The 12,627-nt window shown below is 41.8% G+C and carries 12 protein-coding genes and 1 other annotated feature; of the genes, 8 read left to right on the forward strand and 4 right to left on the reverse strand.

All coding sequences use genetic code 11. The features are described from left to right. Nucleotides 1-137: 137 nt before the first annotated feature. Entirely contained in the window at nucleotides 138-725 is a 588-nt protein-coding gene (locus MKY15_RS14800) for a class I SAM-dependent methyltransferase (RefSeq protein WP_067207456.1), read from the reverse strand. After that, nucleotides 722-1,681: a TIGR01212 family radical SAM protein gene (locus MKY15_RS14805; RefSeq protein ID WP_067207459.1), complete on the reverse strand. Its 960-nt coding sequence runs from the start codon at nucleotides 1,679-1,681 to the stop codon at nucleotides 722-724. Before MKY15_RS14805 ends, MKY15_RS14800 begins: the two co-directional genes overlap by 4 nt. A 146-nt stretch (nucleotides 1,682-1,827) precedes the next feature. On the opposite strand from MKY15_RS14805, the gene MKY15_RS14810 reads away from it, so the two are divergent. The 4 genes from MKY15_RS14810 to leuS all read left to right on the forward strand — a co-directional run bounded on the left by MKY15_RS14810 (nucleotide 1,828) and on the right by leuS (nucleotide 7,236). Beyond that, a complete protein-coding gene (locus tag MKY15_RS14810; protein WP_067207461.1) occupies nucleotides 1,828-3,015 on the forward strand; it encodes an MFS transporter in 1,188 nt (395 codons plus the stop codon). Between the two features lie 112 nt (nucleotides 3,016-3,127). Beyond that, entirely contained in the window at nucleotides 3,128-3,814 is a 687-nt protein-coding gene (locus tag MKY15_RS14815) for a CoA transferase subunit A (protein WP_067207464.1), read from the forward strand. A gap of 18 nt (nucleotides 3,815-3,832) precedes the next feature. Beyond that, nucleotides 3,833-4,492, forward strand: a complete 660-nt coding sequence (locus MKY15_RS14820) for a 3-oxoacid CoA-transferase subunit B (RefSeq protein WP_067207467.1) — start codon at nucleotides 3,833-3,835, stop codon at nucleotides 4,490-4,492. A 42-nt stretch (nucleotides 4,493-4,534) separates the two neighbouring features. Further along, nucleotides 4,535-4,755: a binding site (T-box leader), on the forward strand. 63 nt (nucleotides 4,756-4,818) lie between these two features. Beyond that, nucleotides 4,819-7,236, forward strand: a complete 2,418-nt coding sequence (gene leuS, locus MKY15_RS14825) for a leucine--tRNA ligase (protein WP_067207470.1) — start codon at nucleotides 4,819-4,821, stop codon at nucleotides 7,234-7,236. Between the two features lie 116 nt (nucleotides 7,237-7,352). On the opposite strand, the gene MKY15_RS14830 is transcribed toward leuS, so the two are convergent. Next, nucleotides 7,353-8,636 (reverse strand): NAD(P)/FAD-dependent oxidoreductase, encoded by a 1,284-nt coding sequence (locus tag MKY15_RS14830; protein ID WP_187047278.1) that lies wholly within the window; start codon nucleotides 8,634-8,636, stop codon nucleotides 7,353-7,355. 81 nt (nucleotides 8,637-8,717) lie between these two features. On the opposite strand from MKY15_RS14830, the gene MKY15_RS14835 reads away from it, so the two are divergent. From MKY15_RS14835 to MKY15_RS14850, 4 genes are all read left to right on the forward strand, one after another. Then, nucleotides 8,718-8,891, forward strand: coding sequence for a hypothetical protein (locus MKY15_RS14835; protein WP_342537879.1), 174 nt, complete (start codon nucleotides 8,718-8,720; stop codon nucleotides 8,889-8,891). A 14-nt stretch (nucleotides 8,892-8,905) separates the two neighbouring features. Next, nucleotides 8,906-9,226 (forward strand): hypothetical protein, encoded by a 321-nt coding sequence (locus MKY15_RS14840; RefSeq protein ID WP_342537880.1) that lies wholly within the window; start codon nucleotides 8,906-8,908, stop codon nucleotides 9,224-9,226. A 278-nt stretch (nucleotides 9,227-9,504) separates the two neighbouring features. Next, complete coding sequence (locus tag MKY15_RS14845; protein WP_187047280.1) at nucleotides 9,505-11,115, forward strand: polysaccharide biosynthesis protein; 1,611 nt, start codon at nucleotides 9,505-9,507, stop codon at nucleotides 11,113-11,115. A 10-nt stretch (nucleotides 11,116-11,125) separates the two neighbouring features. Then, nucleotides 11,126-11,845, forward strand: coding sequence for a pseudouridine synthase (locus tag MKY15_RS14850; RefSeq protein WP_342537881.1), 720 nt, complete (start codon nucleotides 11,126-11,128; stop codon nucleotides 11,843-11,845). Nucleotides 11,846-12,193: 348 nt separating this feature from the next. On the opposite strand, the gene MKY15_RS14855 is transcribed toward MKY15_RS14850, so the two are convergent. After that, nucleotides 12,194-12,415 (reverse strand): DeoR family transcriptional regulator, encoded by a 222-nt coding sequence (locus MKY15_RS14855; RefSeq protein ID WP_067207480.1) that lies wholly within the window; start codon nucleotides 12,413-12,415, stop codon nucleotides 12,194-12,196. Between the last annotated feature and the right edge of the window lie 212 nt (nucleotides 12,416-12,627).

Raw genomic sequence — 12,627 nt, forward strand, 5'->3', positions numbered from 1 at the left:
GAACCAATCATATAACTGGTCTGACCGATCATATAGCATGTGTCCCAAGCATATAAGCTGTTCAATCAATCAGAAACTAAAAAACAACAGAAAAAAGGTTGCCCCTGATTTTATTTCAATCGGGCAACCTTTTTTTGTCATTCAACTAGTTTTACTGTTATAAAATCCTTCATCTTTTCCATGGCTATCAAAAACGGGGGATTATTTCGCTGATTGATCATTTCATAACGAATGACGTGGACATCAGCCTGGTGTAAGTTTTTCACATAAGCCAGAAGTGCATCCCGCTCTTCTCCGCCACCTTCATGTCCATCATAGACAGCAACCGCTATGATACCGCCTTTTTTCAGCAACCCAAGCATTGTATGGATTGCTTTGATTGTAGAGTCGGCTTTTGTAACAATTGACAAATCTTCACTATGCGGCAAGTAACCGAGGTTGAACACTGCGCAGCCAATTTGTCCGCTAACATATTTTTCAACGTTTGCATGACTATCCAATATTAGTGACACGCGTTCACTTAAATTACCGAGTCGTTCGGCTGTTGAGTCGAGTGCTGCCTGTTGAATATCGAATGCTAAAACATGTCCATTTTCACCGACGAGATCAGCTAAAAAGAGTGTGTCGTTGCCGTTGCCGGTAGTTGCATCAACAACGGTTTCACCAGCATTGACTGTTTCACTAAATAATTGTCTTGCGAAGGGAAGAATGCGATGTAGCTTCAAATCAATTCTACCGCCCCTGCATAATGTTTCCCTTGCCAGCTGTCACGACGTTCGAGTTCTTTGTCTATGCCATTCAACACTTCCCATTTCGTGACGCTCCACATTGGGCCAATCATTAATTCAATTGGACCATCACCTGTAATGCGGTGGACAATCATTTCCGGTGGAAGAATTTCAAGTTGGTCAGCAACTAGGTCAATGTATTCTTGTTTCTCCAAGAATTCAAGTTGGCCTTTTTCGTATTGTTTCACCATTGGCGTTCCTTTAAGTAGATGAAGAAGATGGATTTTGATGCCTTGAACATCGAGTTTTGCAACTTCACGTGCCGTTTCCATCATCATGTCATAATCCTCAAGCGGTAAGCCGTTGATGATATGTGTGCAGACACGAATACCGTGTTTGCGCAATTTCTCGACACCTTCAACGTAGGATTTGAAATCATGGGCTCTATTGACAAGGTTTGCCGTTTTTTCGTGGACAGTTTGTAGGCCAAGTTCAACCCATAAATAAGTTCGTTCATTCAGCTCAGCTAAATACTCGACAACATCGTCAGGTAAGCAGTCTGGACGAGTTGCGATTGATAATGCAACGACGCCTTCTTGCGCTAATGCCGCTTCGAATTTTTCTTTTAACTTTGGAAGCGGGGCATGGGTATTTGTGTATGCCTGGAAATAGGCCATGTATTTGCCATCTTTCCATTTCTTGTGCATTCTTTCGCTGATTTCTGCAAATTGTACGTCGATTGGATCGACGCGGTCCCCGGCGAAATCTCCAGATCCTGCAACGCTGCAAAATGTACAGCCACCGAAAGCAACAGTGCCGTCCCGGTTCGGGCAATCAAATCCAGCGTCAAGCGCAACTTTCATTACTTTGAATCCGAATTCATCTTTTAAGTGACGTGACCATGTATGATAGCGTTTCCCCTCAGTAGGGAAAGGTAAGTTTAATTTATCCACTTTATTCACTCCTCTAACAGCTAATTGTATCATGTTTTTCCGTACTGGCATCATCTGAATTATGGAACTTATTTTATGGGTCTTGTCTGAATGTAGAAAAAGTCATACACTTTTACTGACTTTATATATGGACGGAGGCGAAGGGTATGCCTAAAAAAGTATGGCTTCTCGTGATTGGAATGTTCATTAATGTCATGGGAAACTCGTTTCTATGGCCGCTAAATACGATTTATATGCACGATTATTTAGGGAAATCGCTTTCTGTCGCTGGACTTGTCTTGATGGCTAATGCAGGAGCTGGTGTCGTGGGCAACTTGCTTGGCGGTTATTTATTTGACCGGATAGGTGGATTTAAGTCTATCATGGCTGGAATCATCATTTCAATCATCGGCCTTGTTGGCCTTGTATTTTGGCATGACTGGCAACCATACATCTGGTTTTTGACGCTTCTAGGTTTCAGTGGGGGTCTTATTTTTCCAAGTATGTATGCGATGATGGCGACGCTTTGGCCGGAGGGCGGCAGGAAAGCTTTTAACTCGATTTACCTGGCCCAAAACGTCGGTGTGGCGATTGGGCCAGCCTTAGCAGGACTTGTCGCTTCGGTCAGTATTGACTATATTTTCCCTGCGAATTTGGTGTTTTATGTGGTCTTTTTCTTTATCGCTTTCTTCGGTTACCGCAAACTTGAAATTGCACCTGATCGTCACACAAGTGTCATTAAGGAGAATAAGAAAATTCGTCAAAAAGCACCTTTTTATGCGCTACTTATCATTTCAGGCGGTTATCTGATTATGTGGCTTGTCTATTCCCAGTGGATGACGACAATTTCTACCCACTCATTATCACTTGGTATTTCATTGAAACAATATAGTTTGTTATGGACGATAAATGGATTGCTGATTGTGATTGGACAACCAATCATTAAGCCAGTCATCTCTAGGTTGGAAAATAAAATAAAAACGCAAATAATTATCGGGATTGTTATTTTTAGTATTTCTTATATTGTAGTCAGTTTTGCAGCTTCATTTACAATGTTCATTGTTGCAATGGTGATTGTGACGTTTGGGGAAATGTTTGTCTGGCCGGCTGTGCCGACCATTGCGAGCCAACTTTCTCCTAAAGGAAGGGAAGGCTTTTATCAAGGAATTGTCAATTCCTTTGCGACAATGGGGCGGATGTTTGGGCCATTTATTGGAGGAATTCTTGCAGACCAATATGGTATGCAAGTGATGCTATTCATATTGACAGCATTTATGATCATTCCAATCATCACTAGCTTGCTATACGACCGGCCCATTAAAAAAGCCGGCTATCAACCGGAAAGCCGCTTATAGGCTTTCCGTTTTTTTCTGTGCGCTACTATCATTGCAACATTCGGTAGAGTTTGATTTAATTGAGAAGAAGGATTATTACGTAAGTTTTAAAAGATTCAAAGGGGGATGTAAAATGAAGCCGATTTATTCATCAGCGAAAGAGGCGGTTGCACAGATTGAAGATGGTGCAACATTAATGGTTGGGGGATTTGGACTAGTAGGAATTCCGGAACAACTCATTCTAGCACTTGTTGAAAAAGGTGTGAAAGACTTAACGGTTATTTCAAATAACTGCGGAGTCGACGAGTGGGGACTTGGACTACTATTGAAAAATAAACAGATTAAGAAAATGATAGGCTCATATGTTGGTGAGAATAAAGAATTCGAACGTCAGGTACTATCAGGTGAAATTGAAGTTGAGTTGACGCCGCAGGGAACACTTGCAGAAAAGATTCGTGCTGGTGGCGCTGGTATACCGGCATTCTTCACGCCGGCTGGTGTTGGAACGCTCGTTGCGGAAGGGAAAGAGATCCGTGTCTATGATGGTAAAGAGTATGTTCTTGAAGAGGCGCTTCGTGCGGACTTCTCACTTATTCGTGCAGCAAAAGCCGACAAGTTCGGCAATTTGATTTACAACAAGACCGCACAAAACTTCAATCCAATGATGGCGGCTGCAGGGAAATTCACAATTGCAGAGGTGGAGGAAATCGTGGAAACGGGCGATCTTGATCCAATGACGATTCATACACCTAGCATTTATGTCCAAGGACTTCTACAGGCGCAACAAGAAAAACGAATTGAGCGTCTGACGACTCGCTAAGGAAAGGGGAATTGTGATATGGGAGAAGTGAATGTAAGGGAACGAATCGCAAGACGGGCTGAAAAGGAAATCGAGGACGGCAACTACGTCAATCTTGGAATTGGTATGCCAACGCTCGTTGCTAATTATATATCACCTGAAAAAACAGTCGTACTTCAATCAGAAAATGGATTGTTAGGTATTGGACCTTATCCGGCAGCTGATGAAGTTGATCCGGATCTTATTAACGCGGGAAAAGAAACTGTTACATCTATTCCAGGTTCAGCATATTTTAACAGTGCTGAATCATTCGCGATGATTCGCGGAGGACATGTCGATGTTGCCATACTTGGCGCGATGGAAGTGTCTGAAAAAGGGGACTTGGCTAACTGGATGATTCCTGGCAAGATGATCAAAGGAATGGGCGGTGCGATGGATCTTGTTCATGGCGCGCGAAAAATTATCGTTATTATGGATCACGTTGCGAAAGACGGCTCTGCGAAGATTAAGAAAGAATGTTCACTTCCGTTAACAGGAAAAGCGGTCGTCCATAAAATCATTACAGAACGCGCATTGATTGACGTGACAGCCGATGGACTGGAATTGAAAGAAGTGTTCGAAGGATTCACTATTCAAGAAGTCATTGATTCGACAGAAGCGGTGTTAATTGTGAAGGATGTTATTGAAGGCGTAAAATGATTGTTGTTAAAGTGGCATGATTCGGGTAAACTAATAGCAATAGCTTTGGTGTTGAAGAGGAGTAGTAATCTTTACTGTCGTTTATTAGAGAGCAGGCGGTTGGTGGAAGCCTGTACGATAGAGATGAACTCGCCTTGGAGCCTGCATTGGTGAATTATTTGATTTACTAACCCGTGCCGTTTTCCGCGTTAAGGAGTCAAGTTGGGCGGCTTTGTCGTCAATTTGGGTGGCACCGCGGGAATTATACTACTCTCGTCCCTTATCTTTTTAAGGGACGGGAGTTTTTTGTTTTTAGTGCTTTTCTACTTATCAAGGAGGAATTTTAAATGAGTTATAATCACGGACAAATTGAGAAGAAGTGGCAACAGTACTGGAAAGACAATAAAACATTCAAAATGATGGATGATCCGTCTAAACCGAAATTTTTTGCGCTTGATATGTTTCCATATCCATCAGGTGCTGGACTACACGTCGGGCATCCGCTTGGCTATATCGCGACAGATATTTTGAGCTCATTCAAACGGAAGCAAGGCTTTAATGTCCTGCATCCGATGGGCTGGGATGCATTTGGCCTTCCGGCAGAGCAATACGCGCTTGATACAGGTAATGATCCTGCCGAATTCACCGCGAAAAATATCGCAACGTTCAAGCGTCAAATGAATGATCTTGGTTTTTCTTATGACTGGGACCGTGAAATTAATACGACAGATCCATCTTATTACAAGTGGACGCAATGGATTTTCATCCAACTTTACAATAAAGGCTTAGCTTACGTCGATGAAGTAGCTGTTAACTGGTGTCCAGCACTAGGTACAGTTCTTGCGAATGAAGAAGTAATCGATGGCAAGTCAGAACGTGGCGGCCACCCGGTTGAGCGTCGTCCAATGCGCCAATGGGTATTGCGAATTACAAATTATGCAGACCGTCTTCTTGAGGATCTTGATGAACTTGATTGGCCGGAAAGCTTGAAAGACATGCAACGTAACTGGATTGGTCGTTCAGAAGGGGCACAGCTGACTTTCGAAATTGACGGAACTGATTTGTCATTTGAAGCATTTACAACACGTCCGGATACAATTTTCGGAGCGACGTATGCAGTGCTTGCACCAGAATTAAAACTTGTTGAAAAAGTGACGACTGCAGAACAAAAGGATGCAGTTGAAAAATACCTAAACGAAGTGAAGATGAAGAGTGATCTTGAACGTACAGATCTTGCAAAAGAGAAGACGGGTGTCTTTACGGGAGCTTACGCAATTAACCCTGCAAGCGGCGAGAAGATGCCAATTTGGATTGCAGACTATGTTCTTGCAACATATGGAACAGGCGCGATTATGGCGGTTCCAGCACATGATGAGCGTGACTATGAGTTTGCAAAAGAATTTGATCTGCCAATTATTGAAGTTGTAGCAGGCGGCGACGTTTCTGCTGAAGTATATGTTGGAGATGGAAAACACGTCAATTCAGGTTTCCTTGATGGATTACTCAAAGATGAAGCAATCGAAAAAGCAATCGCATGGTTTGTTGAAAAAGGCAAAGGCGATAAAAAAGTTACATTCCGTCTTCGTGACTGGTTGTTCTCAAGGCAACGTTACTGGGGCGAGCCGATTCCAATTATCCATTGGGAAGATGGCACAATGACACCTGTTGAAGAAGCAGATTTACCGCTCGTATTACCAGTAACGGATAATATTAAACCAAGCGGAACGGGCGAGTCACCACTTGCAAACATCGATGAATGGATAAATGTGACTCATCCAGAAACAGGGATGAAAGGTCGTCGCGAAACGAACACGATGCCACAATGGGCGGGTAGCTGCTGGTATTACTTGCGTTACATCGATCCGGATAACGATGAAATGATTATCGATCCTGAACTTGCGAAACGCTGGTTGCCTGTAGATATCTACGTAGGTGGAGCAGAACACGCAGTTCTACATCTGCTTTACGCACGATTCTGGCATAAAGTGCTTTATGATATCGGAGTAGTTCATACGAAAGAGCCATTCCAAAAGCTGTTCAACCAAGGGATGATACTTGGTGAAGGTAATGAGAAGATGTCGAAATCAAAAGGCAATGTAGTTAATCCAGATGATATCGTTCATTCACACGGAGCTGATTCACTTCGCCTTTATGAAATGTTCATGGGGCCTTTGGAAGGTTCAAAAGCATGGACGACGAATGGTCTTGACGGAGCTCGTCGTTTCCTAGATCGTATCTGGCGCCTGTTCGTCAATGAGGATGGATCACTTAGCACGAAAATCGGTGGAAAAACGGGCGGATCGCTTGAGAAAGTTTACCATCAAACTGTGAAAAAAGTGACGGAAGACTTTGAAGGAATGCGTAATAATACAGCAATTTCTCAGATGATGGTCTTCATTAACGAAGGCTATAAAGTGGATTCGATTCCAAAAGAATATGTTGAAGGCTTTGTTAAAATGGTAGCGCCAGTTATTCCGCATCTTGCAGAAGAGTTATGGGAGAAGTTGGGTCATAGCGATACAATTACGTATGAACAATGGCCGACATTTGACGCATCAAAACTGGTCGATGATACAGTTGAAATGGCTGTTCAAATCAACGGCAAAGTACGTGCGAAAATCGTCGTATCGAAAGACGTTACGAAGGATGATCTAGAGAAGCTTGCACTAGAAGATGAAAATGTGAAAGTACTTCTTGAAGGCAAAGAAGTGAAAAAAGTCATCGCGATTCCAGGAAGACTGATTAATATTGTTGCAGTAGGTTAAAAAAGAAAATCCGCGTAAGAGGGTTGGCCCTCTTACGCGGATTTTTTGTTGTCCAGTATCGGATAGCTGTAGTTTAGTTCGTACAATCTATAATAAAGTTTTTCCATAATCAACGTTTATAGATCAGTCGCATGTTCTCCTGCATTCATCCCAGCAATCCTGCCGGTAACAAGTGCGGAAGTGATATTATAACCGCCTGTATAGCCGTGAATATCCAAAATTTCACCGCAGAAGTAAAGACCTTCCTTCTTGCGGGAACCTAATGTCTTCGGAACGATTTCTTTTACGGATACTCCGCCGCCTGTGACGAATGCTTTTTCAAGTGGCTGCGTACCATTGACGTTCATTGGGAATGCTTTCAATAATTTAGCTAATGCCCTAATCTTTTCTACTAGCATCTGAGCTCCAGTTTCAGCCGGATCAATTCCTGCCCGGTCGAATAAAAATAGCATCCAACGTTCAGGCACAATCCCTTTTAATACATTCTTCACTGCTTTTGTTGAGTCTTCTTTTAGTGTGGTATTGAGCAGTTGGAATACTTTTTCTTCATTGAGCTCGGGCATTGAGTCAATTCTCATCTCAACGGGCTTGTTGCCGTTTTTCATACGTTCTTTCACAACAAATTGACTGCATCTTAAAATGGCAGGCCCGCTTAAGCCGAAATGGGTGAACAACATGTCCATCTGATGTGTGATAAGATTCTTACCTTTGGCGTTAAGGACGGATACTGCCACGTCACGAAGCGCAAGACCTTGTAGATCCTTTGAAACAATGAAAGGTTCATTTGATAATAAAGGTACTTCTGTTGGATAAAGTTCCGTCACGGTATGTCCGGCTTTTTCTGCCCATGGATAACCGTCTCCTGTTGAACCGGTTTGAGGAACTGCTTTTCCCCCGACCGCTACAACAACAGCGTGTGAACGGATCTCTTTGCCAGAATCGAGTCTGACACCTAGAATTTGCTCTTCATCCATCAAAAGTTTTTTAACGCGCGTTTCTAATCTCACTTCAACATGTAAGCGATCCATTTCTGTCAGCAATGCATTGACTACATCTTTTGCTTTGTTCGACACTGGAAACATTCTGCCATGATCTTCTTCTTTCAACGGAACGCCAAGACCTTCGAAAAAACGAATGATGTCTTCATTATTGAAAACGGAGAAAGGACCATATAAAAATCGCCCGTTCCCTGGAATGTTTTTAACGATTTCTTCTTGTGACAGGCGATTCGTAACGTTACAGCGCCCGCCCCCTGAAATGGCCAATTTAGTGCCAAGTTTTTTTCCTTTTTCTAGAAGGAGAACTTTCCTTCCGTTTTCAGCAGCGGCAATGGAGGCCATCAATCCTGATGGTCCCCCGCCAATGATGATGACGTCTACATCAACATGGTTAGTAGTCATTGTGTTATCAAGCCTTTCGGTAATGGATTATTAAATAACAGTTTAACACAGCATCATTGAAAAATAGTAGGGGCGGTCAAAATGGAAGAAAATATAACGACGGCATGTGGTACAATTAAAAATGGTTTAACAATAAAACTTTCAAGAATAGTGCGAGTAGAAGTGTTTGCAAACTTCTATCCCAAGACTGGGATAGTGCCTGTGATAAATTGGAATGATGAGGAAGTAGAGTATATTTACTTTAACGAAGAATAGGAAGAGGGTACGGAATGACTAGAGAAGTAAATAGCGAAGTTGAACAGCATATAAGTCAGCAAGAGGGATATCAAGAGCAGTCGTATCCAACGAGCGCGGAGAACGAGAAAATAAGACACGATGCTTTTCAACAAAAAGAGTGTCAGCGCATCTATCATAAATTGATTAGCCATGCAGGGGGAATGGATGTCGTCAGAAAAGGTAGGAGATTGATTGCGAAAAAAATTGCTACCACATGCTTCCTAAACTCAACAGAGCCTGACTATGAAGAATTTAAGCAAGGTGTACTGATTGCTAACGAAAACATTAAAATAAAACGAGATGAATCATACTGAGTTTACCTAGTAATTAGAGACACATACAGAACAAAATTAGGCTGCCTTTTCTCCAGAATCCAGTGGAGATGGGTAGCCTGATTTTTCTTTGGCGACTGCCCGCTTTTTTTACTGGTCTGTACGTTTGACTAACTAATTATCATATGATGACGTCATATATAATGGAAACCACACTTTCAGTTTTTCTCTATTCCACACTAATGACGGATATACATTGTGAAAAGCGTCGTCTGGGGGTAAACTGTTAAGTAGATTTAGGGAGAATGGAAGGATCAAACATGTCATCAAATCTTGTAAAAGGGACCTTTATACTGACAATAGGTCTATTTTTATCGAAAGCGCTTGGACTATTATACGTTATTCCATTTTACGCAATCGTTGGGAAAGAAAGTATCGGTCTCTATCAATATGCATACATCCCATACAATATCGCGTTAGCTATCGCGATATCAGGAGCACCACTTGCGATTTCAAAATTCGTAGCAAAATATAATGCTCGTGGCGATTATGCAACTGGACGAAAATTGTTAAAGTCAGGGATGCTTGTGATGGCAGTCACAGGAATACTTTCCTTTTTAACGCTGTACTTTTTAGCTGAACCGATTGCGAAACTTGTTCGTAAAGATGATGAACAAATCTTCACAATTGAAGAGATTGCAAATGTGATTCGCTGGGTCAGTTATGCACTGCTTGCCGTTCCACTTATGAGTATCGTGCGAGGCTTCCTACAGGGCAATCAAAAAATGATGCCGACTTCGGTTTCTCAGTTAGTAGAACAGGTTGTGCGAATTATTGTCGTTCTGGCAGGAGCGTTTATTGTCGTGAACTTCATGCATGGATCTCCGAAAACTGCAGTGAACTTCGCGGTATTTGCGGCGTTTATCGGGGCGCTTGCGGGTCTCGCTGTCTTGTTCAAGTATTGGAAAAGTTATAAACCAGAATTCGACCATCTTCTTGCGAATAGTACTTCATCAAGTGACGTTTCATTCAAAGACATGTACAAAGAAGTATTTGCTTATATCTTGCCCTTCGTCCTGGTAGGGGTTATTAATCCCCTTTATCAATTCGTTGATATGATTACTTTTAACGAGGCGATGTCTTCAATCGGCTTTGCAAAGGTAACTGACATCTATTTAACGATGCTAAACTTTTTAACGCATAAAGTCGTCATGATACCAGTCATGATTGCGACAGGATTTTCAATGGCTCTTATTCCGGTCATTACAAGTTATTATGCGAAAAATGATCAAAAAGGGATTACAAATTCACTTGATCAGACCTATCAGATTATGCTGTTCTTGACGGTACCAATCGTTATCGGATTAATCGTTTTGTCAAATGAGTTCTACCAATTTCTATATGAAAAAGATGCAATGGGTGCAGAGATACTAGCGAATTATGCCCCGGTCGCGATTTTATTTGGCTTATATACGGTGACAGCAGCCATTTTGCAAGGCATCGACCGACATAAATGGATAGTTTTCACTTCATTACTCGGACTGTTTTTCAAACTGGTACTGAATATACCGCTCATCAAAATATTTGAAACGAATGGTGCCATTATGGCGACTTCAATTGGTTATACAGTCGCGGTAGGCATTAATATCGTCATCATTACTAAGACCCTTAATTACAGGTCGAAGATGGTGTTTAGAAGACTTATCCTTATCGCTATATTAAATGTCATTATGTTAATAGCTGTCACATTTACATTGAAAGGACTGACAGCAATCAGTCCTGCTGACGGAAAAATGCAGTCTATCTTGTATATTTTGATATGCGCTACAGTTGGTGCTGCAATTTACGGTTATCTATCGCTTAAAACGGGGCTTGCACAGAAATTGTTCGGAGAGCGATTGACTAGATTCACCAAGAAATTAGGCTTTTAGGAGGAATAAAATGCGTTTGGATAAATTATTGTCGAACATGGGATTTGGTACGCGAAAAGAAGTAAAGATTTTGATGAAAAAAGGTTCCGTACGGGTTAATGAAGTGGCAGTGAAAGATGCCGCACTGCATGTAGATACAGTGAAGGATGAAGTAACGGTACTGGGTCAAAAAGTCGTCTATAAAGAATTTATGTACCTAATGATGAATAAGCCACAAGGAGTCTTGTCTGCTACTGAAGATAAAAGGGACCAGACAGTTATTGATTTATTAGATGAAGAATATAACATTTTTGAAATGTTTCCTGTTGGAAGGTTAGATAAAGACACAGAAGGTTTTTTGTTACTGACGAATGACGGAAAACTTGCGCACAACTTATTGTCACCTAAAAAAGGGGTGCCGAAAACGTATTATGCTCATATCGAAGGAATTGTTACAGAAGAAGATACCAAGCAGTTTTCAGAGGGTGTTACTCTGGATGATGGCTATGAGACGAAGCCTGGTCAGCTGCGCATATTGAAATCAACGGATATTTCCGAAATCGAGTTGACGATTACGGAAGGTAAATACCATCAAGTCAAGCGAATGTTTGAAGCGGTTGGTAAGCAAGTTGTTTACTTAAAACGCTTATCGATGGGGCCTTTATCTTTGGATGAAACTTTAGCGCTTGGATCATACCGGGAATTGACGGAAGAGGAATTACAGCAACTCATGCAGATTTCTGGAAAATAAAAAGGGCTGAGCCGTTTAAGAATACGGTTCAGCTCTTTATTGTTTGTCTAGAAAATAATGAAATCTCGTACTGGGGATAAGTTACCATTTGAAAATTTCACGTCTAGACTCCAGCGCCTAGCCCCACACGACGCGGGTCATGCAGTTTCTGTCTTGCTGATTAAAGGCAAAGAGTGCTTTTATCAGCAAGGCTACCGGGAGGGATTGAACTTGCATCCCTCCTACTTTTTGGGGCTAAACAGGCGTTTCCGCTTTTGTTATATACAGGCTCCAAGCGCCAGCTCCCTTATACCTACGTGAAGCAGGTATGAGAGCTGGCGCTTTTTGCTTTTCTAGGTCATGTGCGGGTCACGAAGATAACTTCACTTTTTTTGCTGTCGTCGTCCATTTACCGCGTACCGGGCTCATAATGAGCTCGTTGTATTCAAGGACATTTAAATCCCTTTGGACCGTACGGTGAGTGATGCCAAATTCTTCGACCAGGTTTTCGGTAGTTACAGTGCCATTATCAAGGATATAAAAATAGATATCCTTTATGCGTGTAAGCATACGATCAGTTGCAGGTTTCAAGTGTGGAATCACCCCTTCATCTTCATTTTCCAAAAAGGTTTGGTCATGAGACTTATGAATGTTGCCTAAAGCACGTTGAAATTATCCCTGACGACGCACATCCTTTCGAAAAAGTTGAAAAGTCAGATTAAATCTTCTGACAATACTAGTATAACGTATTCTCGTGAAGTTTGCATGAATTTTATTGTAAAGAGTCTGTAAAAGATGATTCC

The organism is Sporosarcina sp. FSL K6-1540 (assembly GCF_038620285.1).
Classification (GTDB): Bacteria; Bacillota; Bacilli; order Bacillales_A; family Planococcaceae; genus Sporosarcina; species Sporosarcina psychrophila.